This is a genomic window from Sinosporangium siamense (assembly GCF_016863435.1).
In the GTDB taxonomy this organism is placed as follows: domain Bacteria; phylum Actinomycetota; class Actinomycetes; order Streptosporangiales; family Streptosporangiaceae; genus Sinosporangium; species Sinosporangium siamense.
Map to the genome: position 1 here is coordinate 176288 of NZ_BOOW01000023.1, position 25678 is coordinate 201965.

The following is a 25678-nucleotide window of genomic DNA, read 5'->3' on the forward strand; positions in this document are numbered from 1 at the left end:
ATGCCGCCCAGGCTTAGGATGCCGGAGCCGCGCTCTTCAGATCCCAGAGTTTGATCTTTCTGTCCTTCCCCGCCGAAAGGACGAGAGTGCGCCCGTCGACCGTGATCACCGACACGGAGTAGACACCGCCCTTGTGCGCCTTCCTGGCCTTGCCGACCTGCTTGCGCTTGGCGGGGTCCCAGACGCGCACGGTGCCGTCGGTGCCGCCGGACACGAGGAACGATCGTCCGAGGAGCTCGCCGAAGGCCAGCGAGTAGACGTTGCCCTTGTGACCACTGAGCGGCTTCCCTAGGTTCTTGCGGCTCTTGGGGTTCCACAGGCGGATCTTCCGGTCCTTGCCGCCCGAGGCGACGACCGTGGTGCCGTCGACCTTCCCGACGGCCACCGAGAAGACCGCACGCTTGTGGCCTCCGTAGGCTTTGCCGTACTTCTTGCGTTTGGCAAGATCCCACATTCGCAGGGTCTTGTCCTCACTCGCGGAGATCACGATGTCGCGTTTGCCGACGCGGGCGAAGGCGAGCCAGTTCACGTCCCGGCGGTGTGCCTGGACGGTCCAGACCAGGCGGCGGGTGCGGAGGTTCCACACGCGCAGCATGCCGTCGCCGTCGCCTGAGACCGCGAGCCACTTGCCCTTGACCTTGCCGATCGCCACCGCGAACACCGCGATCGGGTGCGAGCCGAGGCGGACGCCCTTGCGCTTCTTGAGGTCCCAGAGCCGGACCGAATGGTCGTATCCCCCGGTCACCGCCACCGGCTTGCCCTTGACCACGGCGGTGGCCACCGCGTAGACCTCGCCCCGGTGGCCGCGCATGGTGCTCGTCTTCTTGCGCTTGCCGGCGTCCCACAGGCGCAACGTGCCGTCCTGCCCGGCCGACACCAGGGCCTGTCTCTTGCCGATCTCGATCTTCGCCACCGACTGCACGGGCTTCTTGTGGCCGCGCATCGACTTGCCGCGCTGACCGCTGATCTCGGGGACCGCGGCCGGCACCGGCACGACGGCCCGCACGTCCGGGCCGCCGGTGGGGGTGGGGACCGGGGTAACCGGGGTGACCGGGGTGACCGGGGTGACCGGAGAGACCGCGGGCACCGGCGGCGAGTACGGCGGAGCCGACGGCCTGGCCGACGCCGTCGACTCGGCGATGCTGGTGCTGCTCGTGGGCTCCTCCCGGAAAGCCCCCGGCACGACGAACAGTACGGCTGCCGCCAGCACGAGAGCCGCGCTGAGCGCCCCGCCCACAGCGAGCGCCCGGCGGCGGCGCGCCGGGCCGCGTTCCTCGGGGTCGGCCTTGAAGAGCGCGTCCGGCCCTTCCTGTGCGGTGCCCGGGGGTGTGGCCCTGTAGGTGCGGGTGTGGGCGGGAGGTTGCGGGGGGCTCATCGGGTAGGGCGGGGCGAATCGCTTCGGCGGCTCGGCGGGGGCGGCCGGAGGCGGGGGAAGGGCCGGGCCGCCGGACGGGCTCACCCAGGGCGAGGCGGCCGGGGCGGGCCTGTCCGCGGGCGCGGGTTGTTCGCCTTGTTCACCGGAGGAGAGAGCACGCGGGTCGGCCGCCATCTGCGATCCGACGGTCAGCGAACGCTCCAGATCCCCGTCGTCTTCCTGCGGGGTGACGACGGGGATGGGAAGCTCGTCGTGTTCGGCGAGGAGCTGGAAGAGCGCCTCGGCGGCGGTGGGGCGGTCCTCGGGGCGTTTGCCGAGACACGACTGCACGATGGGGCGGAGCCGGCCGGGGAGGCTGGAGACATCGGGCTCCTCGTTGATCACCCGGTAGATCACCGCGGGCAGGCTGTCCTGGCCGAACGCCGGGCGGCCGGAGGCCGCGAAGACCATCGTGATCGCCCAGCTGAACATGTCGCTGGGCGGCCCCACCCGCTGCCCCGCCACCTGCTCGGGCGACATGTACGCCGGTGTGCCGAGCACACCGCCGGTCAGCGTCGCCGCCGAGTCGAGCGCACGCGCGATGCCGAAGTCGATCACTCTTGGTCCGTCGGGCCCGATCAGCACGTTGCTGGGTTTGAAGTCCCGGTGCACGATGCCGGCGCGGTGGATGGCCGCGAGGGCGGTCACCGTGCCCACCGCGAGCCGATAGAGCGCGCCGCCGGACCGCGGGCCCTCAAGCTGCACCACACGTTGCAGGGACACGCCTTCGACGAGTTCGCTCACGATGTAGGGGCGTTCGCCGTCCATGTAGGCGCCGAGCACCTGGGCGGTGCAGAACTGGGCGACTCTGCGGGCGGCGGCCACCTCGCGCAGGAAACGTTCGACGTCGATGCCGGGCTCGTCGAGCCTGGTGTTGAGCAGTTTGATGGCGACAGGCGAGCCGTCTGGCGTTTCAGCCGCGTAGACGACGCCCTGTGCGCCTTCGCCCAGCCGTCCGGTGATCCGGTGGGCACCGAGCGTCTGAGGGTCGCCGGGCCTGAGCGGCATTCTCTCCGGCACGTATGTCCCTTCCCCCTACTCCAGAGCGTGAATACGTCCGCCCCCGCCGCTCTGCTGCGAACAAAGATACGCAAGGATCGCATATCCTCAAAGATCAACTCTCTTCACATTTATTAGTCATAAGTGGCTAGCGCTCAGTCAACATCGGATAATCGTGGGACTCTGACCTCTACATCGCGTGGAGCCCCTCATGCGCCGACAGTTCGGCACTCTCATCGGCATTGGGCTGATAGCCCCACTTGCCGTCGCCACGATGCCTGTCGCAGCCTTCGCGGCCTCACCTACCAGGGCGGTAGGTGCTACATCGAGCGCTAAAGCACCCTTTTCCAAGTTCAAAGTCGACCTGAGATGGACAAAAGCCACCAAACGCGGCGGAAAGCTGACATACGCCATTCGCGCCACGAATCTGGGTCCCCACACCGCCGACTACTTCTGGATCGGCGGGTACGTGCCGAACGGTGTCGTGCCGACCCTCTACTGGGAGGCCGCCAAAGGCACGACGTGCACCTGGGAAGGGCGCTTGTTCTGGTGCTTCACCCCCAATGTCCTCGCCAAGGGGCAGAGCGAGTGGCTTAACTTCCGCGTCACCATGAAGAAGGGCACCAAGGGCACCGCCGTCGCCAAGCTCGGCGTCGTGGCCTTCGACGTGCCCCAGGGCGCCCACACCCTGAGCAAGGAGGAGATCAAGGACCTCAACCTCAAGGGCCACTACTACCTGAAGACGGCCAAGAGCACGATCATCACCCCGCCGCCCCCGCGCCGGCCCGGCAAGAAGCGGCCCCCCGCGCCGCCGCCCCCGCCGCCGCAGCCGCCGAAGCCCAAGTGGAACCCGCCGCCGATCAAGAGCGGCACGCCCGAGCGGAACGAGAAGAAAGACACCTGACCGGCCCCCGGCCGGGGGTCAGGCCAGACCGTAACGCACCGCGTAGAGCGCGGCCTGGGTGCGGTCCTGCACGCCGAGTTTCATCAGCACATTGGACACGTGGGTCTTGACCGTCTTCTCGGCGACGGTCAGCTCACGGGCGATCTCACGATTGGAACGGCCGAGCGCGATCAAGGCAAGCACCTCGCGCTCACGGTCGGTGAGCGGGGCGACCGGCCACTCCTCCCCCCGGCGAGCGGCCTCCACCGCGCCACCACCCGGCCCACCCGGCGGCGGACTCGTCAACACCGCGGAGGCGGCCTCAGGGGCCAGCAGCACCTGGCCCCCGTGGACGGCCCGGATCGCGTGGACGAGCGCCGGAGGATCGACATCCTTGTAAAGGAACCCCGCGGCCCCCGCACGCATGGCGGGCACCACGTCCCCCCGATCACTCACCGACGTCAGCACGAGCACCCGCGTGCCACCGCCGCACCCGGGCGCCTCCGGGCCCTGAGACCTGTCCGGGGCCGGACTCCCACCGGCCGCCGCGAGGGCCGACAGAGCCCCGAGACCGTCGAGCACGGGCATCTTGAGATCCAGGAGCAGCACATCGGGCGCGAGTGACTCCACCAGCGCGACGGCCTCGGCTCCGTTCGCCGCCTCACCGACGACTTCGATGTCATCCTGGAGGTCCAGGAAGGTCCGCAGCCCCTCCCGCACAATCGGGTGATCGTCCGCGATCAACACCCGGATCACCGGCATGTGCCCTCCATCGACGTCGCCCCTTCCCATCCCGCCCGGGCCGGAGACCGTCCCCCTCACACACCCGAACCTGCCCGCCAGGCCACCAGGCGACTTCAACAAATCTCCCCCCGCCGTCCTTCCCCGTAGCCGACTACAGGGGCTCATGCGGCCGTCCGACCGGCCCCCCAATTCGTTCACCCGCCTGGCACACCACCCGCTCACGCGCGGACACCGGGGTGAGAGCACGCGAGCCGAGGTTCTCCTCACACGCGGACACCGGGGTGAGCCGCGGGGGCCGGGGGGCTCACGTGAGGGTGGTGGGGAGTCCGGTGAGGTGGTCGTTGGGGTGGACGAAGTGCACCGCGGTGCCTTTGCCCGGTGCGGACGTGACGCGCAGGCGGCCGCCGACAGCCTCGGCGCGGTCGGCCATGGAGGCGAGGCCGAGCCCGCAGGTGGCGCCGATCGCGGGGTCGAAGCCTTTGCCGTCGTCGCGGACCTGGAGGACGAGCCCGGCGTCGCCCGTGGTGAGGGTGACCTCGACGGTGCCGGCGCCGGAGTGGCGGAGGGCGTTGTGCAGGGCCTCCTGGGCGACGCGGAGCACCGCGATCTCCACCTCGGGCTCGATCTCGCAGGTCGCCTCGGACTCGAAGACGAGGCAGATGGGGTGCAGCACGTCGAGCAGGCCCACGTGTTTGCGCAGGGTCTCGACCAGGCCGTGGCGGGCGAGCTCGGCCGGGCGGAGCTCGACGATCACGGCGCGCAGCTCGGCCAGGGCCTCGCCGGCGAGGCGCTGCACCCGGTCGAGCTCGGTGAGGGCACGCCCGGTGTCGCTGTGGAGGAGCGCGGCGGCCGACTGGGCGGTGAGCCGGAGTGAGAACAGCTTCTGGGTGACCGCGTCGTGCAGCTCGCGCGCCATGCGTTTGCGCTCCTCGACGAGCGTCAGCTCTCGCGACCGCTCGTAGAGCCGGGCGTTGATCAGCGCGATGGCGGCGTGCCCGGCGAAGAGCGTGAGGAGCTCCTCGTCGGCCTCGCTGAAGCCGCCCTGCGCCTGCCGCTTGTTGGCGAGGAAGATGATGCCGAGCACCTGGTCGCCGTCGAGGATCGGCACACCGAGGAAGTCTTTGAGCACGGGATGCGCGTCGGGCCAGCCCTCGAAACGAGGATCTTGCCGGATGTCGCTCACCCGCGTCGGGCGCGTGTCGCGCAACATCGCGGCCAGCATGCCGTGCTGGCGGGGCAGCGGGCCGATCGCCTCCCACTGCCGGTCGCTGATGCCCTCGGCGACGAACTCGGCGAAGGACCCGCTCTCGTCGGGCACCCCGAGCGCGGCATAACGCGCGTTGAGCAACTGCCCGGCCGAGCGCACGATGACCTGAAGCACCTCGCGCATCGACAAGTGCCGGGTGACGGCGAGCACGGCGGCACTCACCGCGTGCAGCACCGCCCTTGGGTCCTCGTCGGCCCCAGCCCCCTCCGCCGTCATACCCCTCACGATAGACGCCGCCACCGACGAAAACACCCGCCCTGCGACCTGGTGCAGACGTCCTAGGTCCAACTGCCGAGTGCCCGGCCGATGCGCGGTTGACCTCGCGCTTCGTACGGTCGTGGCATGACCCCGCACGATCCCGGCGGCTGTCCGGATGTGCCCTCGGCGACCACCCGTCCCGCCCACGCGGAGACGACCGCGTGCGAGCCGCCGAGGGTCCGCGGGCTGGCACGGGACGGGGTCCGGCTGCTCGTGTCCCGGCTAAGCGGCGGCGTCATCGAACATCGTGTCGTCGCGGATCTGCCCGACCTGCTTCGCCCCGGTGATCTCCTAGTGGTGAACGACTCCGCCGTGCTCCCCGCCGCCGTACGGCTCGACCGGCTGACCGTGCACTTCATGGCCGCCCGCGAGGACGGCTCGTGGCTGATCGAGTTGCGCTGCCGCACAGGCCGGCCGTACCCCGGGGGCACAAAGGGCGAGTGGTTGCCGCTGCCCGGCGGCGCGACGCTGCGGTTGCTGCGGCGGGAGACGTCGCGGGCGTGGCGGGCCTCCTTCAATCGGGACGTGGTGCCCTATCTCCAGAGGTACGGCACAGCCCGGCATTTGGCGCATGCCCCAGGGGACTGGCCGATCGACGACTATCGGCCGGTGTTCGCCCGGGTCCCGGGGAGCACAGGGGTGCCGGCCGCCGGGTTGGCGGTGAGCCGCGGGCTGCTGGCGCTGCTGGGGCGGCGCGGAGTGGATATCGCGGTTGTCACGCTGCATATGGCGGCGTGCACGGACGGGCCGCTGCCGCCGGAGTGGCGTGCAGTGCCGGAGTCGACCGCGCGCCGGGTGATCGCGGCCAGGCGCTCAGGTGGGCAGGTGGTGGCGGTCGGGGCGTCGGTGATGCGCGCGCTGGAGTCGGCGGTCGCGGAGCCGGAGGCACTCGCGGAGCCGAAGGCACTCGCGGAGCCGAAGGCACCCGCGGAGCCGGAGCCGGAGGCGTTCGCGGAGCCGGAGCGGGTGCGCGCATGTGCGGGGTGGACCGCGCACACCGTGGGGCCGGACTGCCCGCCGCAAGTGGTGACGGGGCTGATCAGCGGTCTGCGGCGGCCGGCGCCGGGCCGTCCGTCGGCGGTCGCCGCGGTCGCCGGTGACGCTTTGACCGAGCGTTCATATGGCGAAGCCGTACGCGAAAGGTATCTGTGGCGGGAGTTCGGCGACGTGCATCTGGTCTGCTGGTGAACCTGCCGGTGAACGTGCCGCCGAACCCGCCGGTGAACGTCGCGTTGCGCGAGCGGGCCGCCACGGAAGAGCACCGAAGAGCGAGGTGGCGCAGGTCAGGCGACCGGAGTTGGCGAGGGTGCGGCCCGCCGGAATTGGGCCGGTCGCTATACGTGATTTGAAGCCGCCGCTGAGTTACTCCGTATTTGGATTTACCAGACATCACTATGTGTGGTAGAAAATGCGGACTTCGGGAACACCGCAGCGTTCCCCTTTTTTGTCTTTGGAGACTTTGCATGCGTCCCCCCCTCTCGAAAGTCGCGGTGCTCGCCGTCGCGGCGCCGCTGGCCGGCGCGTTGATGTTCGCCTCCGCCCCGGCCTCGGCGACCGCCACCGCTCCGACGGCGAAGGCGGCCGCGGTCAAGAAGGCCGACGATCCCTACTCGGTCTTCAACGTCAGCGTCAAGGCGCCCAAGAACGTCCGCGCCGGCGGCAAGATCACCTACCGCATCACCGCGGTGAACCGCGGCCCGCACCAGGCCGACTACTACTTCGTGGGCGGCATCCTGCCCAAGGGCATCACCGGCAACACGTGGTGGGACGGCCCGAAGGACACCGAGTGCGGCAGGGAAGGCCGGGTCTTCTTCTGCGTCAGCCCGCATGTCGCCGAGGTCGGCGACAAGGAGTGGCTCGACATCGTCGTGCGCTTGAAGAAGCCGACCAAGGGCTACGCCCAGGCGCAGCTCGGTGTGCTCGCCTACGACTATCCGACCGGGGCCGAGAAGCTCAGCAAGGAAGAGCTCGACGAGCTCGGCGTCAAGTCGTGGTTCTTCTCCAAGAAGGTGAAGACCAGGATCGTGCGCTGACTTTCATTTCACCGGTGAAATGAATGACGAAAGGGCAACGCCCGGCCGCCTCGCGGGCCGGGCGTTTCTCATGGAGTAAGCGGGATCAGACGTCGTCCCAGCGGAACACCTTGACCACGATGATCGAGACGACGGCGGTGAAACCGAGGAGCACCCCCATCTCCATCAGCACCGCCGAGGGCCCCTGGCCGCGGACCATGACGTCGATCATGCCCTCGTTCAGATAGCGCAGCGGCATCACCTGGGAGACCGCCTGAAGCCAGGAGGGGGCGCCCTCCATGGGGAAGAAGGCCCCGGACAGGAAAGCCATCGGGAGCACGACGAGGTTGGCGATGCCGCTCGCCCCCTCGGCGGTCTTGGCGACCCCGCCCGCGAGGAGCCCGACGGAGAGGAAGGCCAGCGTGCCGGCGATCACCAGAGGGATGCTCATCCACCAAAAGGGGCTGAGGGTGAGACCGAAGTAGGGCGTCATAGCCACTCCGATGAAGATCGCGGTCTGCACCAGGGCGAGCCCGACGCTCACCCCGACGCGCGCCGCGACGACGGCGCCGGTCGGGGCGGGCGACAGCCGCAGGCGCCGCAGGATCTTCTTCTGCCTCCAGGTGACCAGCGTCATCGCCGCACCGAAGGTCGCGCCCATCGCCACTGCCCAGCCGAGAAGCCCCGGCGTGAGGTATTGGATCGGCTTCAGGGAGGCGTCTTCCACCTGCCTGCTGTCGAGCGAGTATTTCGGCGGGCGGTCGGCCGTGTTGGCGCTCATGATGAGCGAGTCGAAAACGCCGCGCACGGACCCGGCGCGCACCTGGTCGGCGGCCGAGTAGTGCAGGACGACGGTGTCGCCGGTCTGTTCGACCACGGCGTCGATGTCACCCGTGCGCACCTTGGCGAGCGCGTCCTCGCGGTCGGTGCTCTTGGTGAGCGCAGCCACCTCGCCGATGCGCGCCCGCGCGTCGGCGGGCATCTGGTCGACGATCGGGACGGCCCCGATCTGGACGACGTCGGACTTGGAGACTCCCGGATCCTGGAGAAGCACCCCGAACAGCAGGAGGAACATCAACGGGAACAGGATGGTGAAGAAGACCGAGGCCTTGTCCCGGAGAAAGCCGAGAAGCATCGCGCGGGAAAGGCTGGACAGGGCGTTCACGCGCGGTACTCTCGGCCGGTGAGGTGGAGGAAGACGTCCTCAAGGGTGGCTCCGCGCACACGCAGCCCGCCGAGGGCGCGGCGTTCGGCGAGGGCGGCCAGCAGCGGGGCCGGCGAGGGGGTGGAGAACTGGAGGGACACGCCGTCGTCGGTCACGTCGTCGCCCGGCCCGGCCAGGGCCTTGGCTTCGGTGAGCGAGAGGAGGCCGCTTTCGATGCTGATGTGGGTCATGGAGTCGAGGCCGCGCACAAGGGTCGCGGGTGCGCCCGACTGGAGGATCTCCCCCCTGTCCATGATCGCGACCCGGTCGCACAGGGATTCGGCCTCGTCCATGTAGTGCGTGGTCAGCACGACCGTGCGGCCCTGCTTGTTGATATCGCGCAAGAGGTCCCATAGGTTGCGCCTGGCCTGCGGGTCGAGCGCCGCGGTGGGCTCGTCGAGGAACACGAGATCCGGACCGTGCACGAGCGCGCAGGCGATGGACAGGCGCTGGGCCTGGCCGCCGGAGAGCTTCTCGGCGGGGGTGGCCGCCTTGTCGGCGAGGCCGACCACTTCGAGCATCTCGTCGGCCTCGGCCTGGGCTGTGCCGTACAGCGAGGCGAAGGTGCGGATTTGCTCGCGGGCGGTGAGCCGTTCGAAGAAGGCGGATGCCTGGAGTTGTACGCCGATTCTGGGGAGCAGCTTCGGATTCCTCGGCCAGGGCGATTGGCCGAAGATTTCCACCGTCCCCGAGTCGGCTTGGCGCAATCCCTCGATGATCTCCAAGGTGGTTGTTTTGCCTGCCCCGTTCGGGCCCAAAATTCCGAAAAACTCGCCTTCTTCGACCTCGAAGGTCACACCGTTCACTGCTTGCACGTCCCCGTATCTCTTCCGGAGATCACGAACGACGATCGTTTGTCCCATGGATAGGAAGAATAGGGGACTTAATAATCACTAAATTACAAATCACATCACACTAGAAGATCCTCACGAGAGGGGACGCATCGCTCCGCCCGGCGTGGACGTGTCCGGCCCCGGGCAGTGATGTTCGCCACGGCGTGCCCGGATCGCCGCTGCCCACCAGCGGTTTCACCACACAGGCTGTCCGAATAGTGAACCTCGTACTCCCTCACCACCCTCGGCCCAGTAACCTGGGACTCTGTGGACCAGCGCACGCTCCTCATCACCCTGACCGGCCCCGACCGGCCGGGGGTGACCTCCCGCCTCTTCTCGGTTCTGACGCAGTTCGCCGTCACCGTCGCCGACGTCGAACAGGTTGTCATCCGAGGCCGCCTCACACTCGGCGTACTCGTCGCCTACGCCGGAGGCGCCCCGAACGGCACCGGCAGCACCCTCGGCGCGCTCTGGAGCGCGATCGAGCAAGTCGCCGAGGACCTGGGCATGGAGGTCGAGCTCTCCACCGCCTCCACCGCCAAGGAAAAGCGACGCCGCGGACGCCTGCACATCACCGTGCTGGGCTCCCCGCTGACCCCTGCCGCCATGGCGGGCATCACGGGGCGCATCGCGGCGGCGGGCGCCAACATCGACCGCATCGAGCGGCTCTCGCACTATCCCGTCACCTCCATCGAACTCGCCGTCTCGGGGGCCAACCCCGACGCGCTCCGCGTCGAGCTCGCCGCCGAGGCCGCGGCCCAGCAGGTGGACGTGGCCGTGCAGCGGTCCGGCCTGTCGAGGCGGGTCAAGCGGCTCGTGGTCATGGACGTCGACTCCACCTTGATCCAGGGCGAGGTCATCGAGCTCCTGGCGGCGCACGCCGGGTGCCTCGCCGAGGTGGAAAAGGTCACCAGTGCCGCTATGCGCGGCGAGCTGGACTTCGCCCAGTCGCTGAGGGAGCGCGTCTCGCTGCTCGCCGGGCTGCCGGAGGAGGTCTTCGAGCGGGTCAGGAACGAGGTCGTGCTGACCCCCGGCGCCCGCACCCTGGTGCGCACGCTCAAGCGGCTCGACTACCGGTTCGCGATCGTCAGCGGCGGGTTCACCCAGATCACCGACTCGCTCGTGGCCGATCTCGGCATCGACTACTCCGCGGCCAACACCCTTGAGGTGGAGAAGGGCAAGCTCACCGGGCGGGTCGTCGGCGAGATCGTCGACCGCCCCGGCAAGGCCCGGGCGCTGCTGCGCTTCGCCGAGCAGGCGAACATCCCGGTCAGCCAGACGGTGGCCATCGGCGACGGCGCCAACGACCTCGACATGATCGCGGCGGCTGGCCTCGGCATCGCGTTCAACGCCAAACCGGTCGTCCGGCAGGCCGCCGACACCGCCGTCAACGTGCCTTACCTGGACTCGATCCTTTACCTGCTCGGCATCTCCAGGGACGAGGTCGAGGCCGCCGACGCCGAGGACGGCGTGCGCGACGCCCCGCACTGATCCGCGCCGGTCACGCCCCCGGACCGATGCGATCCGGGGGGCACGCCGGCTCAGCGGCCGGTGAAGAGGGCGCGTATGAACCGCTTGTAGGTGATGTCGCGGTAGGCGAGGAGTTCCCGGTGGAGTTCCTCGCATTCCCGCAGCGCGGTCATCTGGTCTTTCTTCGCCGCCGCCGCTTTCCGCTTGACCTCGGAAAGGGCTTGAGTGGCGTTCCTGGCCGCCTGGAAATGCCGGTTGGCGACGTTCACACGTTGTGACTCCTGCTTTCGTTCAAGGTCGTGCCGGCCTTTCTGCCGGTTCAGCTGGGTCTCGGCATATCCCTGCCGCAGCGCGTGTTCCTCGGCGGCGTAACGGGATTCGATGCGATGAGCGACGTCGCCCGGCAGGACCGCGGGCACCACCGCGTAACGCATCGCCGCGTCGAGGTGCGCCTTGCGCCAGGCCATCAGGGCCTGCGCGGACGCCTCCTCGACCCCGGGCACACTGATCCACCGTTGACCCGGGAGCAGGACACGCACACCGGAGGTCGTCGTCCCGTTCGAGACGGCCACATGCTGGATGTCGAGGAAGTCCGCCGCGGTGACGATGCCGTTGTGACCCAGCCGGCCCACGGTGTCCGGCCCCACCCCGTGGACGTCGCCGGGGCGCAGGAAGATGCGCTTGAGATGGGCGACGGTCTGACTGTGACGCTCCCGTTCCCGGAGCAGGTGCAGTGCCTCAAGGAGTTCAGCGGACCTGCGGCTCTGCAACGCGTTGAGCCGGAGGTCGTAGGCGCCGATTTGAGCCGCCGTCTCCTGATCGAATTCCTGAAGGATTCGCTGGTGCTGGGTCCGCAGGTGGCCGAGTTCGCGGGTGTTGGCGGCGGCGCGCTCCACGCCTTCGGCCTGAATCATGTCCCGCTGTCTTTTCAGCGCGTTCAGGGATTTGGCATCCTCTTCGGACCGCCTGCGGGCACGGGCGTACCGGGCCGCGAGGGTTCTGCGTGCCTTTGACTCGGGAATGGCGGCGAAAATGAGCATGCTCGCCGCATAACCACCGCCGAGTGCCACCATCGCGGTGGCGACCAGCGCTATTGCCGAAAGACCGAGAACCCAGGCGATCACCCCGAGGACGAGATAGGTCCACGAGATTCCCATCCGGGTTCTCCACAGGGCCGCCGCGTTGTAGCCCACGGGGACGGGCGGCGCCGCGGGCGTGGCGACGTGTCCGCGCATCCACGCGGGCAGCCCGCTGGAGGAGGCTCTCGTCGGCTGTGCCGTACGCACCGACGGTGGGGCGTCCGGGGTGAGCGCGGGAAGCTCGTGCAGCGGCAGGGCGGCGAGGGAGGCGATCTCGCCGGCGAACGCGCGGATGTCGGGCGCGGGATGTCCGCCGAGCGCCGCCAGGCGGCCGGAGCCGCCCGCGGCGGTGAAATCCTCGTCCCGGAACAGCAGATGCTCGCCGCCGTGCTCATGGAGCAGATGCCAGAGTCCGGGGTCGGCGGAGAGCGCCATCAGGGACCGGTGGATCAGCCAGGCGGAGAAGCGGTCGAGGTGCGGCCCGAATTCGACGCCGGAGCGATGGGGCGACTGATAGTGCCGGTGTCCCCTCTCCGCGGCGGGAAAGCCGGCGAGTGTCGGCACGAACATGCCGTCGTAGTCGACGAGTTTCAGCGCCCCGCCGGGTGCCACGAGGAGGTTTCCGTGCTGGAGGTCTCCGTGGGCGACGCCGGCTTGTTCGAGTTCGGCGACGAGTTCGGCGAACCTGGCCGCCATGTCGCGCATCGCGCCGTGGTCTCCGAGGTGCTCCTCGATCCACCGGATCAGGCCGACGCCCTCGACCCATTCCATCTTGAGCGCGGGGAACCAGCGGCCGTTGACGAGGACGCCCTGCCGGAGATATTCAAAGCCGATCTTCCAGTCGTTCGGGAGGGCCAGGAGATAGTCGCTGATCGCCTGGTAGCGCCGCCCCTGATCGGCGACCTCCCGGGTGAAGCACTTGACCGCGTAACGCCTGCCGGAGGCGGCGTGCAAGGAGAAGACACTCGCGAAGTTGCCGGAGATGGGTCTGGGGCGGCCGAGTCTGTCGAGTTGCGGCACCGCCGACCGCAGGTCGGGGTCGTGGAAGCAGATGCCGGGGCTCTGGATCGCCTCGACGTAGTCGCCGCCGGTGGGAAACCTCAAAGACATCGATCACCGCACAGCCACGTGGATGAGCGTCGCGTCGTCGTTGCGCATGCGCCCGGCGGCCCGCTCTTCCGTGATGAGATCGGTGAAATGCGGTCCCCCCTCACTGCGGAGGTCGTTGAGGATTTTCCAGGGGTGGCCCCCTCGCTCGGCTTCTGCCAGAAACCAGGCGGCCACGGCGTCGGTGCAGAGATAGATGTCGTCGTGGGGACGGACGTCCCCGGCCCGCATGCGCACATGCTGGGCGACGAGGTGGACGTCGCGGTTGCGGCTGTTGAGCAGGCCCGGGCTGGTCGAGAACTCCGCCGACCGCACCATGGGAAACGCCACCAGAAGCCTGCCGTCGCGCACCTGGAAGAAGCCGCTGTCGCCGATCGCCGCCGCCGTCCAGCCCCTGTCGTCGGTGGGCGCGAGAACGTCGCCCTCATAGGGGTTGAAGAATCCCACCGCCAGCAGCGTCGCGTAGGCGCCGCGGTCGAGTTTGCGCTGCTCATACCAGCGGAGCGGCCGCCCGTGGGCAGCCCTCTCCGCGACATAGTCGTAAAGCGCCGACTCGAAGGACTCGGTCGCCGAGACCGTGTGCCGGGCGAACGTCAACGGCTGCTCGAACACCCCGGGCACATTGAGCGTGAAATGTTTGCCGAGCAGGCGGGCCCACGCGCCCGCGAGGACACTTTCGGAGGCCCCGTCGGCTATGGCGAGACGCACCTTCGCGACGTCCGGAACCCCCGCCTGCGAGAGCTCGGGACACACCGCGAAGGCGTCCTCGTATTCCTCCGCCGCACAACCACCTTTATGGAGGTAGTAGGTGGCGATACTGGCCCGCACGGACTATCGCAGGTCGGTCGCGCGAGTGCCGATGTCGAGGAACTGCACCACGGACACGATGTCGGCGTTGTAGACGAAGCCGCGCGTGTCGTCGCTCACCTTGAACCCCTCCTGCTCCGCGTAGGTCCTCATGTGCGGAGGCAGCGGGCTGGACATCTCGAACAGGGTCCGGGCGTAGCTGTCGGGGAGCCCCTCGACATCGTCGGGGAAGGTCACCGCCGAGCCTCCCGCGTCGGAGACGTGGAGGTTGAAGAGCAGCGCGTCGCCGTCGGAGCTCGCGAGCGCCCGGATGGCGGCGGCGGCCTCGGTGGGGTCGCCGTCGGTCGACTCACCGTCGGTGAGGTTGAGCACGATCGGCGGGAAACACGCGGGGTGCTCGGTGATCCACTTGTCGACCAGCCCGCGGGCGAGTTCGAGCGCCTCCCGCATGGGGGTGCCGCCGTTGTAGATCGGGTCCATCCACACCGGGAAGCTCTTGGTGGTCTCCACGATCCCGCCGGCCCCGTCCGGCACCTTCTTGACGCGCTCGTCCACCCGCGCGGGGTTGTCGGCGATCTGGCTGAGCGGCACGAGGTCGAGCCCGCGGAGGGTCCCGCCGAAGGCCGACCCCACGCTGGTATGGCCGTAGCCGATCACGGCCACGTGGAAGTAGTCACGCACGCCCTCCTCCTTGGCGCACTTGACCGAGAGCTCGGTCAGCAGCCGGTTGATGGCGTCGGACACCACGGCCGCCTTGATGCTCTGCACCTCGCCGCCGATGGGGTCTCCCATCGAGGCGGATTGATCGACGAGAAAGACGAAGCACGTGGGGTTGGACCTACTGATCTCAGCCGAGTAAGGCATGGGCCCTGTCCTCCTTGGCTACGGAACATTATCCGTATCGGTCACCGTGGGCATGCACGAGGCGAATCGCGATCTTAGGTTTTGGAACGGTTAGTGTCTATAGTGGCCACTGATCGACTGTGTGTTCTGGTGTTTGCCGGAAAGCACCATAAACAGACATGTGTGACATAAGTCACATAGACCATATTTCATACCAAATCGAGCAAGAAATTCGCCATATCGACGCGCTAAAGCATGCCCTTAGCCCTCAAACCCGCGGCGACAGGATGCCCCTCGAAATAGCGGCCGACAGTTTGACCGTGTCCGCCCCCAGGGTGCGCAACGCCGGGTGCGCCGCCGCGGCGAAGAGCAGCTCACGGCGCACCGACGTCATCTGCTCGGCACGCCCCTCCGCGAGTTCCCCGCGCCTCCGCTTCGCCAGCGTGTCGACCCGGCTCGCCAGCTCCTCCAGCGCCTCGTCCAGGTCGTCCGCAGGCGGCGGCTCCTCCCCCGTGCGTACGGCATGAGCCAGCCCCTCAAGCCGGTCCGCGACGGCGTCGAGCATGCCGGAGGCCCGCCCGGAGCCCGCCTCACTGGCCCGCTGCACCGCGGCCAGCGTGAGCGTGTCGTCCCGCACCCTGCCCGCGTAGGCGACCGCCGACCGCAACGCCTCGGGAGCCTTGCCCCCGGGCTCTTTGGCGAGCCGGTCGAGCGACTCGGTCACCCGACCGGCCGCGCGGGCGGCCTGGTCCACGAGATCCTCGAACCCGGCCACCCGCTGCCCGGCCAGCGCCCGCGCGAGGGCCGCGTGGGCGTCGAGCATGTCGGCCACACGCGGCGGTAGCCGTACCCGCTCCCCATGCGGCCAGAGGAGGCGGGCGCCGATCAGCGCCAGCAGGCCGCCCCCCACGGTCAGGAGCACCCGGATCTCCGCGGCCTCCCAGCCGAGCGGAGTCGCGTAGTCCGACAGGAGCATGACCAGCGGGGTGCTGAAGATCGCCCAATAGCCGTAGCTGACCGCCCGCAGCGCGAACCCGATCGCGGCCGCGACGAACACGATCGCCACGAGGGTGTAGGGGCCCGGGGCGAGGGCGAGCAGCACCGCGGCGGCGACAGACCCTAGGGCGGTGCCCGCGATGCGGAGGGTGACCCGATCCACCGTGTCGCCGTATGTCGGGCGCAGGCTGACGAGCACCGTCAAGACGAACCACTTGCCGAAGTCGCCGTGGATGCCGACCATGACGGCGACCGCCACCGCCGTGATCGCGCCCAGCCGTACCGCGTGGTCGCCCTCACCGCGCCCCCACCAGCCCCACGCCGGGCGTGGAAGCCGCGGCAGGCCGGGACGGAACCGCACGCTCTCCGCCGCCAAGGAGGCGGCCGCCCGCACCGCCAGCACAAGCCGGTCGGCGGACCTGAGCACCTGCCCCAGGTTGGCCGACGCCGTCAGCCGTTCGCGGCCGGCGCGCGCCCGGGCCCGGACGTTCTCCGTCTCCGCCGCGAGCCCGGCGGCGTGGGCCAGAGCCTCGGCCGGTATGCCCGGGCCGCCGCCGCGGGCGAGGCCCCGCAGCGCGTCGGCCTGGGCCGTCATGGTCCGATCGAGCGCTACGCGCCACGCCGTGCTTTTCACCTTCTCCCCGGCCGCGCTCCGCAGGCCGCGCAGGGCCACGGTCTCGTCGAAGACGCGGACCAGCGCCTGCATGAGCCGCTCGGGGGCGCGGTCCAGCGCGGCGGTCGGTGCGCTGTAATACGCGTAGGCGGTCTTCGCGTCGTCGAGCGCGTCCGAGGCCGCACGGCGCAGCCGCTGCCACTGCTCGTCGGGCAGCGGGTCGCCGGCACCCGCCTCGATTAGGTCGGCCAGCCGTTCGAAGGCCGTGTCGAACGCCTCGCGGAGCGGTCTCATGCGCCGCGTGGGCCAGGGTGCCAGCACGAGCACCGAGAGCAGGAGCCCGCCGAGCGCGGTCAGCGGCAGGCGCAACCCCTCCTCGGGGTGGAAACCCTCGAAGAACGTGAGCACGCCGCCCAGCACGGGAGGCAACCCGATCCAGGCCCAGCGGGCGCCCGCCACCGCCAGGAGCCCCAGCACGACGACCGCGAGCCACGGGACCGGGGTCACGAGCTCCCCGACGGCCACGCCCAGGGTGACGAACAGCGTCAGCCTCAGCAGACGCCGTGAACGAGCGCCGTAAGGGATGCCGGAGGCGTCGCCGAAGGCGACCAGGTAGGCGCCGAGCGCCATCGTGGCGCCCTCGTGCGGCCGGCCGAGCAGGGCGCCCACCAGCAGCGGCACGGCGACGGCGATGCCGCACACCAGGCCGTGGGCCCAGGGCGGCCGGGAGGGCAAGGTGTAGCCCGCGCGGAGCGCCCGCACGACCTTGCGCATCGCGGCCCCCATGGTCACGGCTTCCTGGTGCTGCTCTCTAGCGGGGGGCGCTCGCGCGGGCTCAGGTGTGCGGCCGCCAGCGCGCGGTCTCACGCCCGTCGCCCGGGGCGAGGTCCGCCCACGCGGAGTCGGCCTCCACGATCGCGAACGATCCGGGTTTGAACGCCTCGTCGTCCTCCACCCCGGTCACGCTCATGATCAGCTCGTGCACACCCGGGTTGTGCCCGATCAGCAGCAGCGTGCCGACCTCGGGGGCGGTACGCCGGAGCAGCGCGAACAGCTCCTCGACGTAGGCGTTGTAGATGTCGCGCTCGAAGTCGAGCCGCGCCTCGGGAGCGAACTCGGCGAGGGCGTGCTCGGCGGTCTGCCTCGTGCGTGTGGAAGGTGAGCACACCACGAGGTCGGGCACCACCCCTCGCTCCTTGAGCGCCTCACCCGCCCGGCCGGCGTCCCGCACCCCGCGCGGGGTCAGCGGGCGGTCCTGGTCGGGCAGACCCGGGACGGTCGCGGCCTTCGCATGCCGCAGCACGACAAGCTTCACCACCGTGTCACGCTCCTCTCGACGCCCAGATCGCGAGCGCGACGAGCGCTCCGAGGATCAAGATCATCGCCAGCAGGATGAGCCCGAGTGTCTTCCCGCCCGAGGGCCGCGGCGGCTCGGTCACTGTCTGCCTCCCGTGCTGTGCCGTACCACTCCCGCAAGTCTCCCATCCATTCCCGCCGGTGGCGTATGAGGGGGCAAGAGCAGGCGTGGCCTGCGACGCGAACGCCGCAGGCCACACGAGGTGATGAAGAGGATCAGCCGACCGGCTGGCGCTCGCGCTCCTCCTGGCTGTTGCCGGTGGGGGCCACGTTGGCCGACTGGCGCTTGGAGAAGATGATCGCGCCGACGACGATCGCGACGGCGACCACCGTGATACCGATCCGCAGCGGCGCGTTGTCGGCGTATGCCACGACGGCGGGGGCGATCAGCAGGGCCACGAGGTTCATGACCTTGATCAGCGGGTTGATGGCAGGACCGGCCGTGTCCTTGAACGGGTCGCCCACGGTGTCGCCGATGACGGTGGCCGCATGGGCCTCCGACCCCTTGCCACCGTGATGGCCGTCCTCGACCAGCTTCTTGGCGTTGTCCCACGCGCCGCCGGAGTTGGCGAGGAACACCGCCATCAGCGTGCCCGTGGCGATGGCGCCCGCGAGATATGCCCCGAGAGGGGCGTATCCGAGGGCGAAACCCACCGCGATCGGGGTCAGCACGGCGAGCAACCCGGGGGTCGCCAGCTCACGCAGCGAGTCGCGGGTGCAGATGTCGACGACCCTGCCGTATTCCGGCAACTCGGTGCCGTTCATGATGCCCGGCTTGCGGCGGAACTGGTCGCGCACCTCCAGCACGACCCGGCCCGCCGCCCGGCCCACCGCCATGATGGCGAGCCCGGAGAACAGGAACACCACGGCGGCGCCCACGACCAGGCCGACCAGCGTGTTCGGCGAGTCGACGCTCAGGCTGAAGGTGCTGAACGACCCGAGTGCCTCCTTCACCGACGCGCCGGCTCTGGCAAGTTCCGTCTCGACCGCGGTGCGGAACGACCCGAACAGCGCGGTCGCCGCCAGCACGGCGGTGGCGATCGCGATGCCCTTGGTGATGGCCTTGGTCGTGTTGCCCACGGCGTCGAGGTTGGTGAGGACACGCGCGCCCTCGCCCTCCACGTCGCCCGACATCTCGGCGATGCCCTGGGCGTTGTCCGAGACCGGGCCGAAGGTGTCCATCGACACGATCACGCCCACCGTGGTCAGCAGACCCGTGCCCGCCAGCGCCACCGCGAACAGCGCCACCGTCACGTTGCCGAACCCGAGCAGGAACGCGCCGTAGACCGCGCCGCCGATGAGCAGTGCGGAGTAGACGGCGGACTCCAGCCCCACGCTGATCCCCGAGAGGATCACCGTGGCCGGGCCGGTGAGCGAACTGTCGCCGATCTCCTTCACCGGACGCCGGTGCGTCTCGGTGAAGTAGCCGGTGAGGATCTGGATCGCGCTCGCCAGCACCAGGCCGATCAGCACCGCGCCGATCGCGATGATCCGCGGGTCGGAGTCGAGCGCGCCGATCGCCGGGCTGACGTCGGTCAGCTCGGCGAAGCTGCCCGGGAGGTAAAGGTAGGCCGCCACGGCCACCAGCACCGCGGAGATGGCCGCCGAGATGAAGAACCCTCTGTTGATCGCGGTCATGCCCGAACGGTCACCCGAGCGCGGGGCCGTCGTGAAGATGCCGATGATCGCGGTGATGACACCGACCATGGGCACGATCAGCGGGAAGACCAGGCCTTCCGTGCCGAACGCCACCTTGCCCAGGATCAGGCTCGCGACCAGCATCACCGCGTAGGATTCGAACAGATCGGCCGCCATGCCGGCGCAGTCGCCGACATTGTCGCCCACGTTGTCGGCGATCGTGGCCGCGTTGCGCGGGTCGTCCTCGGGGATGCCCTGCTCGACCTTGCCGACCAGGTCGGCGCCCACGTCGGCGGCCTTGGTGAAGATGCCGCCGCCGACACGCATGAACATCGCGAGCAGCGCGGCGCCGAAGCCGAAGCCCTCAAGCACCGCGGGCGCGTCGCCCCTGTATATGAGCACCACGATGGCCGCGCCGAGCAGGCCCAGGCCGACGGTGAACATGCCCGCCACACCACCGGTGCGGAAGGCGATGCGCATCGCCACCTTCTCCCCCGACTCCCGGGCAGCGGCGGCGACACGGACATTACCCCGCACCGCCAGCCACATGCCCATGAAGCCAGTCAGAGCCGAAAAAATAGCTCCAACCACGAAAAACAGCGAACGGCCGATCGCGATGCCGGTAGACTCAGCCGGCAAGAGCAGGAGCAATAGCGGAATAAGTACGACGAAGAGCACGAGCGTACGGAACTGCCGGGTAAGATAGGCCGCAGCGCCTTCTTGGACGGCTTTGGCGATATTCTGCATGCGCTCGGTGCCCTGTCCGGCAGCGAGCACTTCACGCACTAGACCGCCGGCGACGGCGAGTGCGAGCAACGCGACAGCGGCGACCACGACAACGAGCGTGAGGTGGCTACCGCTCAGAGATACCGCTGTCGTGTCCGCAGCGGCTAGATAAGGCCCAGACATAACTTCTCCTCGGCAAGACGGGTCGACGTCCTGCCCGGACGGCGGCGCGGCGGCTTTCTGTGAGACTGACGGGAGCGGCGCACATCCGGGTTGGGTTTGGCTGTGCCGCTTCCAGTTGCGTCCGCCTGCGTACGGTCGCGATCAACCAGGCCCCAGACACACTGCCGCAACACCTCGCAGCGCCTTCTCGGGCCTGCTTCGCCGCTCCGCGGGACAAACCTTGGCCGGTGCCGGGGAGTCTACGCAGCGTTGCGACGGATATGAAGCCTCTAGAGTTGCCGAATTGGCTCTACGTCGAGTAACTCCACAGAATTGACCTGGCCATAGGGTCGGTTTGGTCTTGGCAGGGAACTCATGTAGCCGAGTTGCCACCCTGTTTCGGGCGGCATCATCCAGGGTTTCGGATGACCCGAAACCCTAGTGGATCACCCCAACTCCTGACAGAAGCACCAACTTCCCCCCAAACGACGGCTCGTCCCGGGGGTCACGCTGGGTGCGCGGTCCGTACCGGAGAGATCAGGCGGGGAGAGAAGGGATTCCGGGTGGGAATTGCGCTGAGTGTTGAGGAGGGGGCTTTCCTCGGTGCACGCAGGTGGTTATTGGGCCTCGGATGCCTGGCGTCGCCTCTGTGCGGACGCGTTTTCCGGCCGCCCCCCCCGAGAGGGAGCAGAGCGGCGGCAGCGGACATCGGGTTACCTTGGCCGGTAACCGTCCACCGCCGCCTCTGCCGTACAAAACAACGCAGCGGACACCGGCACACCTTGAGGGACGGGCCGTCCGCCGCCTCCGCCGTACGGAGCACAACGGCCACCGGCACACTATGGCCGGGCGATTGGCCGCCGTCGCCCCGCCGTACGGAACGTGAAGGCTGAGGGGGAGCTCAGTCTCAAGCGGGGCTCAAGCCGTTGGCCGCCGCGGCGGCGGGCCAGCTCATGCGAATGCGCATGCCCTTGGGCCCGGGGTAGACCTCGACGTCGTCGGCCAGCCCGGTGATGACGGCGATGCCGAACCCCGACATGAAGCTGTCCGGCGCTAGGTTGAAAGGTGTGTCAGTGTCGCCGTCGAGGCGGATCATCTGCTCCGGCTCATCGTCGGACGAGTCCTCATCGAGCAACTCCTCGCTGGGCGCGGAGTCGCTGACGATCACCTCGAACCGCCCCGAGTCGTCGTTGAGCTCGATCCGAATGGGCTCGCCCGGGCAGTGCAGCCGATGTGCCTCCACTGCCCGCGAGCATGCCTCCCCGACTGCGAGCCGCACCTCGTCCAGCAGCGACTCCTGCACGCCGGTGCGCCGGGCTATGGCAGTCGCGACAAGGCGAGCCGTGCGCACATGGGCGGGCAGAGCGCTGAACGTCAGCTCGACTGTGGCCATGACTACTTGTCTCGGCCGTGGGCTTCCCTGGCTTCCTCCACCGAAGCGTAGATCCCGAAGACCTTGGTCAGCCCGGTGATCCGGAAGATCTTCAGAATGCGCTCCTGCGTGCAGACGAGCTCGAGCGACCCGTCGTGCGCACGCACGCGCTTGAGCCCGCCAACCAGGACACCGAGACCGGTGGAGTCGAGGAAGTCGACCTTCTCCATGTTGACGAGCAGGTGGAAGTTGCCCTTGTTGACCAGATCGATCAAGAGTTCACGGAGTCGGGGCGCGGTGTAGACGTCGATCTCACCCTCGACGTCGACTGTGGTGAGCCCGTCCTCGGTGTGGTGGTCCAACTTCAGATCCACAGATCCTCCAGCGCCTTGCCTGCGAAAGTACTGTTGCGGGCCTGGCAATCTGGGGTTTGGTCACCCCGGAAAAACAAGACCCCGACGCGCGGCATTCAACCACGGTCTGCCTCAGTGTCTATACGAAATCACGAGTCCCGGCGACTCTGCCCCCAGATGACAGACTGGAAACCAGTGACCTCCTCCGCATCGACCCCACGTCGAGCAGACGACCTTCTCAGCGGCCTGCTCGCTATTTCCGCACGCCGGAAGCGCGTGACTCACGTGGAGCATGTTCCAGCACGTCAAGCAGGTCAAGCCCGTTGGCCGAACTGGACGCCCAATCTTCTTATTACGCGTATGGCGAACCTCGGCATCTCGGGTCTCTGGCCCCACCAGTCGGAGGCCGCCGAGCACGCCCGCCGTGGCCAAAACGTGATCATTGCCACTGGCACGGCCTCGGGAAAGACCCTCGCCTACCTGGTGCCGGCCCTCACTGCGATCCTCGAGGGCGGCACTGTGCTCTATCTCACCCCCACCAAGGCACTTGCCGCCGATCAACTCAGGGCGGTCCAGGCACTTGATGTTCCCGGGGTCAGAAGCGCCTGCTTCGACGGCGACACCCCCTTTGAGGAACGTGTGTGGATCCGACAGCACGCCAACTATGTGCTGACAAATCCCGATATGGTCCACCGTACCCTTCTTCCCAGGCACGCTCAGTGGACCACGTTCTGGCGGCGGCTCCGCATGATCGTCGTCGACGAGAGCCACAGCTACCGCGGCGTCTTCGGCTCCCACGTCGCCCAGATCCTCCGCCGCCTCCGCCGCGTCACCGCCAAGTACGGCTCGCGCCCCGTCTTCATGCTCGCCTCCGCCACCTCCGGCGACCCCGGCCTGGCCGCCGGCCGCCTCATCGGCCTTGAAACGGCCGAGGTGACCACGGACACCTCCCCGAGGGGCGCCACCACCTTCGCCCTCTGGGAACCGCCCCTCACCGACCTACGGGGCGAGGGCGGCGCCCCTGTGCGCCGTACGGCCACCGCCGAAGCCGCCGACCTCCTCGCCGACCTCGTCGCCTCCGACATCCGCACCCTCGCCTTCATCCGCTCCCGCCGCGGCGCCGAAACCGTAGCCCTCACCGCCCGCACCAAACTCGCCGACCTCAGCTCCACCACCTTCACCCCCTTCACCTCTCCGGGCGGGGGGCACCACGTCCCACAACCCACCCCGGCACGCGACGCCTCGGGCTATGTCGGCCCCGCTGGCCCTGCCGGCCCTGTCAGCACTGTCGGCCCTGCTCCCACGGACGCCGGCCCGCTCAGCGCCCCTCCCGGCGGGCACGGCACTCCTGACACCGGAGTTTTCAGCACTCCCGGTGCTGAGCCCCTTGGCGCTGCCAATGCAGGGCCCCTCAGCACTCCGCCCTCCGACACCGGCTTCCACAGCACTCCCCCCACCGACACCAGCCCCCATAGCCGTCCCGAACCTGAGCCCCACAGTCCTACCGATGCCGGCCCCCTCAGCACTCCGCCCACCGAAACCGGCCCCCACAGCGGTCCCGACCCTGAGCCCCACAGCCCTGCCGATGCAGGGCCCCTCAGCACTCCCCCCACTTTCACCAGCCCCCACTGCACTCCCCACCACGACACAACCATCGAAGCCGACGCCCCCGCCCGCGCCCCCGTGCCCGCCCCAGCCCCCGGAGTGCCCCTCGCACGCCGTCCGGACAGCTCTCCGAGCGATGACGACTGCCTCGCCCTCCTCCCCAGCAAGGTCGCGGCCTACCGAGGGGGCTACCTGGCCGAGGAGCGCCGCGCCCTGGAGAAGGCGTTCAGGTCGGGCGCCCTCGTCGGCCTCGCGACGACCAACGCCCTAGAGCTCGGAGTCGACATCACCGGGCTGGACGCCGTACTGATCGCCGGATGGCCGGGCACACGCGCCTCCCTGTGGCAGCAGGCCGGACGAGCGGGCCGGGCGGGCCAGGACGCCCTGGCGGTGCTCATCGCCAGAGACGACCCACTGGACACCTATCTCGTGCACCACCCGGAGGCGCTCTTCGGCCGGCCGGTCGAAAGCATCGTCCTCGACCCCGACAACCCTTATGTGCTCGCCCCCCACCTCTGCGCCGCCGCCGCCGAGATCCCCTTGACGGAACAGGACCTCGACATCTTCGGCCCCGCGGCCCCCGGCCTGCTGGAGGACCTCGTGGCCCAAGGACTCCTGCGTCAGCGCTCCTCCGGGTGGTATTGGACCAGCCGAGACCGGGCCACCGACCTCGCCGACATCCGAGGCGGCGGCGGCCGGCTCATCCAACTGGTCGAACACGACACCGGCAGACTCCTGGGCACCGTGGACGAGTCGTCGGCGCACACGTCCGTGCACACCGGAGCGGTCTACATGCACCAGGGCGAAAGCTTCCTCGTCGAGGAACTGGACCTCGACACCGACGTCGCCCTCCTCTCCTCCGAGCAACCCGACTACTCGACCTATGCACGCGACGTCACCGAGATCACCGTGCTGGGGACGATCCGCTCCCACCCCCTCGGCTCGGGAACCCTCCACTTCGGCGAAGTGGAAGTGACCCGCCAAGTCGTCTCCTACATCAAACGACGCCTCCAAACCGGCGAACTGATGGGCGACGAACAACTCGACCTGCCCCCAAGAACCCTCCGCACCCGCGCCGTCTGGTGGACCCTGCCGTCCGCCGAGGTCACCACACTGGCCGAAACCGGCCTGGATCTAGGCGGCGCCGCCCACGCCGCAGAGCACGCCGCCATCGGCCTCCTCCCCCTGTTCGCCACCTGCGACCGCTGGGACATCGGCGGCGTCTCCACCGAACTCCACCCCGACACCGGCCTACTCACCGTCTTCGTCTACGACGGCCACCAGGGCGGCGCCGGCTTCGCCGAACGCGGCTACGCCCGAGCCTCCGACTGGCTCCGCGCCACCCGCGAAGCCATAGCCTCCTGCGAATGCGACCGCGGCTGCCCGTCCTGCATCCAGTCCCCCAAATGCGGCAACGGCAACGACCCCTTGGACAAGGCCGGCGCCATCCGACTCTTGGACACTCTGCTGTCGTAGAAGTTCTGTCCAGTGAGACCTGGTAACGCGGCCGGCCGGTGATTGCCCACTCGACGTGGCGTAACCACGGTGATGGCTGAGGATGGCTGTACAAGCACACCGAGGTTGGCGAGACAGCGTTCAAGGCGTAGGCCAGCCACAGATCCATCAGTCGGCCAGGTTGCGGTGGAATCGTTCGACGGTGCCGTTGGCCGGCGGCACGTCACCGTGAGACACGAGGCCCTCCGGGGGGAGGTTTCGCCTCTTGGTCGACGCCCCCCCGCGGATCAGGAAGTCACCCCGTTCGTGCCGTTCGCGTATTCGTCCATGGCCAGGCCGATGCAGCCCGGAGGCGACGAGTTCGCGGTCGTCCTCGTCGAGCGCGCTGACGATCTCTTCCAGCCAGGAGGCCCTCAGCCCACTTCAAGACCCTCAACAGCGAGCCACGACCACACGCCTCTTGACCTTTGTGGCCAAAATCC

General features: G+C 69.0%; 18 protein-coding genes. 5 read left to right on the forward strand and 13 right to left on the reverse strand.

The window, feature by feature from the left end; genetic code table 11:
- Positions 1-13 precede the first annotated feature (13 nt).
- Positions 14-2434 (reverse strand): WD40 repeat domain-containing serine/threonine protein kinase, encoded by a 2421-nt coding sequence (locus Ssi02_RS18920; protein WP_204027187.1) that lies wholly within the window; start codon positions 2432-2434, stop codon positions 14-16.
- 190 nt (positions 2435-2624) lie between these two features.
- On the opposite strand from Ssi02_RS18920, the gene Ssi02_RS18925 reads away from it, so the two are divergent.
- Positions 2625-3317: a DUF11 domain-containing protein gene (locus tag Ssi02_RS18925; RefSeq protein ID WP_204027190.1), complete on the forward strand. Its 693-nt coding sequence runs from the start codon at positions 2625-2627 to the stop codon at positions 3315-3317.
- Between the two features lie 18 nt (positions 3318-3335).
- On the opposite strand, the gene Ssi02_RS18930 is transcribed toward Ssi02_RS18925, so the two are convergent.
- The gene (locus Ssi02_RS18930) at positions 3336-4052 is read right to left on the reverse strand and encodes a response regulator (RefSeq protein WP_275410708.1); all 717 of its coding nucleotides are present in this window, start codon (positions 4050-4052) and stop codon (positions 3336-3338) included.
- A 292-nt stretch (positions 4053-4344) separates the two neighbouring features.
- Entirely contained in the window at positions 4345-5523 is a 1179-nt protein-coding gene (locus tag Ssi02_RS18935) for a GAF domain-containing sensor histidine kinase (RefSeq protein WP_204027192.1), read from the reverse strand.
- 126 nt (positions 5524-5649) lie between these two features.
- Here Ssi02_RS18935 and Ssi02_RS18940 point away from each other — a divergent pair, with 126 nt between their 5' ends.
- Both Ssi02_RS18940 and Ssi02_RS18945 read left to right on the forward strand, forming a co-directional pair.
- Positions 5650-6753, forward strand: coding sequence for an S-adenosylmethionine:tRNA ribosyltransferase-isomerase (locus Ssi02_RS18940; protein ID WP_204027194.1), 1104 nt, complete (start codon positions 5650-5652; stop codon positions 6751-6753).
- A gap of 275 nt (positions 6754-7028) precedes the next feature.
- Positions 7029-7598 carry a hypothetical protein gene (locus Ssi02_RS18945; protein WP_204027196.1) on the forward strand — a complete coding sequence of 190 codons (570 nt, stop codon included), beginning with the start codon at positions 7029-7031 and terminating at the stop codon, positions 7596-7598.
- An 85-nt stretch (positions 7599-7683) separates the two neighbouring features.
- Here the strand turns inward: Ssi02_RS18945 and Ssi02_RS18950 are convergent, their stop codons facing one another.
- A complete protein-coding gene (locus Ssi02_RS18950) occupies positions 7684-8742 on the reverse strand; it encodes an ABC transporter permease (protein ID WP_239129038.1) in 1059 nt (352 codons plus the stop codon).
- Positions 8739-9644: an ABC transporter ATP-binding protein gene (locus tag Ssi02_RS18955; protein WP_204027198.1), complete on the reverse strand. Its 906-nt coding sequence runs from the start codon at positions 9642-9644 to the stop codon at positions 8739-8741. The genes Ssi02_RS18950 and Ssi02_RS18955 overlap by 4 nt, the downstream gene beginning before the upstream one ends.
- 237 nt (positions 9645-9881) lie before the next feature.
- On the opposite strand from Ssi02_RS18955, the gene serB reads away from it, so the two are divergent.
- On the forward strand, positions 9882-11105 hold the full coding sequence (gene serB, locus Ssi02_RS18960) for a phosphoserine phosphatase SerB (RefSeq protein WP_204027200.1): 1224 nt from the start codon (positions 9882-9884) through the stop codon (positions 11103-11105).
- A 50-nt stretch (positions 11106-11155) separates the two neighbouring features.
- On the opposite strand, the gene Ssi02_RS18965 is transcribed toward serB, so the two are convergent.
- The 8 genes from Ssi02_RS18965 to Ssi02_RS19000 form a co-directional block, all read right to left on the reverse strand.
- Positions 11156-13273, reverse strand: a complete 2118-nt coding sequence (locus Ssi02_RS18965) for a protein kinase family protein (RefSeq protein WP_204027202.1) — start codon at positions 13271-13273, stop codon at positions 11156-11158.
- A gap of 3 nt (positions 13274-13276) precedes the next feature.
- Positions 13277-14098 carry a hypothetical protein gene (locus Ssi02_RS18970; RefSeq protein ID WP_204027204.1) on the reverse strand — a complete coding sequence of 274 codons (822 nt, stop codon included), beginning with the start codon at positions 14096-14098 and terminating at the stop codon, positions 13277-13279.
- A gap of 3 nt (positions 14099-14101) precedes the next feature.
- Positions 14102-14941, reverse strand: coding sequence for a vWA domain-containing protein (locus Ssi02_RS18975; RefSeq protein ID WP_204027206.1), 840 nt, complete (start codon positions 14939-14941; stop codon positions 14102-14104).
- Between the two features lie 247 nt (positions 14942-15188).
- Positions 15189-17303, reverse strand: coding sequence for an FUSC family protein (locus tag Ssi02_RS18980; RefSeq protein ID WP_204027208.1), 2115 nt, complete (start codon positions 17301-17303; stop codon positions 15189-15191).
- A 61-nt stretch (positions 17304-17364) separates the two neighbouring features.
- The gene (locus Ssi02_RS18985; RefSeq protein ID WP_239129043.1) at positions 17365-17847 is read right to left on the reverse strand and encodes a SixA phosphatase family protein; all 483 of its coding nucleotides are present in this window, start codon (positions 17845-17847) and stop codon (positions 17365-17367) included.
- 254 nt (positions 17848-18101) lie between these two features.
- Entirely contained in the window at positions 18102-20432 is a 2331-nt protein-coding gene (locus Ssi02_RS18990) for a sodium-translocating pyrophosphatase (RefSeq protein ID WP_204027210.1), read from the reverse strand.
- Positions 20433-21318: 886 nt separating this feature from the next.
- Complete coding sequence (locus Ssi02_RS18995; protein ID WP_204027212.1) at positions 21319-21804, reverse strand: ATP-binding protein; 486 nt, start codon at positions 21802-21804, stop codon at positions 21319-21321.
- A 2-nt stretch (positions 21805-21806) separates the two neighbouring features.
- Positions 21807-22157, reverse strand: a complete 351-nt coding sequence (locus Ssi02_RS19000) for an STAS domain-containing protein (protein ID WP_093168889.1) — start codon at positions 22155-22157, stop codon at positions 21807-21809.
- A 414-nt stretch (positions 22158-22571) separates the two neighbouring features.
- Here Ssi02_RS19000 and Ssi02_RS19005 point away from each other — a divergent pair, with 414 nt between their 5' ends.
- Positions 22572-25217 carry a DEAD/DEAH box helicase gene (locus Ssi02_RS19005; RefSeq protein ID WP_239129045.1) on the forward strand — a complete coding sequence of 882 codons (2646 nt, stop codon included), beginning with the start codon at positions 22572-22574 and terminating at the stop codon, positions 25215-25217.
- The last annotated feature ends 461 nt before the right edge of the window (positions 25218-25678 follow it).

Excerpts from the sequence above, each read along its gene's own strand:
- Ssi02_RS18925 (WP_204027190.1), top strand. The coding sequence starts at position 2,625 with ATGCGCCGACAGTTCGGCACTCTCATCGGCATTGGGCTGATAGCCCCA.
- Ssi02_RS18935 (WP_204027192.1), bottom strand. The coding sequence starts at position 5,523 with ATGACGGCGGAGGGGGCTGGGGCCGACGAGGACCCAAGGGCGGTGCTG.
- Ssi02_RS18940 (WP_204027194.1), top strand. The coding sequence starts at position 5,650 with ATGACCCCGCACGATCCCGGCGGCTGTCCGGATGTGCCCTCGGCGACC.
- Ssi02_RS18945 (WP_204027196.1), top strand. The coding sequence starts at position 7,029 with ATGCGTCCCCCCCTCTCGAAAGTCGCGGTGCTCGCCGTCGCGGCGCCG.
- Ssi02_RS18955 (WP_204027198.1), bottom strand. The coding sequence starts at position 9,644 with ATGGGACAAACGATCGTCGTTCGTGATCTCCGGAAGAGATACGGGGAC.
- Ssi02_RS18965 (WP_204027202.1), bottom strand. The coding sequence starts at position 13,273 with ATGTCTTTGAGGTTTCCCACCGGCGGCGACTACGTCGAGGCGATCCAG.
- Ssi02_RS18975 (WP_204027206.1), bottom strand. The coding sequence starts at position 14,941 with ATGCCTTACTCGGCTGAGATCAGTAGGTCCAACCCCACGTGCTTCGTC.
- Ssi02_RS18980 (WP_204027208.1), bottom strand. The coding sequence starts at position 17,303 with ATGCGCAAGGTCGTGCGGGCGCTCCGCGCGGGCTACACCTTGCCCTCC.
- Ssi02_RS18990 (WP_204027210.1), bottom strand. The coding sequence starts at position 20,432 with ATGTCTGGGCCTTATCTAGCCGCTGCGGACACGACAGCGGTATCTCTG.
- Ssi02_RS18995 (WP_204027212.1), bottom strand. The coding sequence starts at position 21,804 with ATGGCCACAGTCGAGCTGACGTTCAGCGCTCTGCCCGCCCATGTGCGC.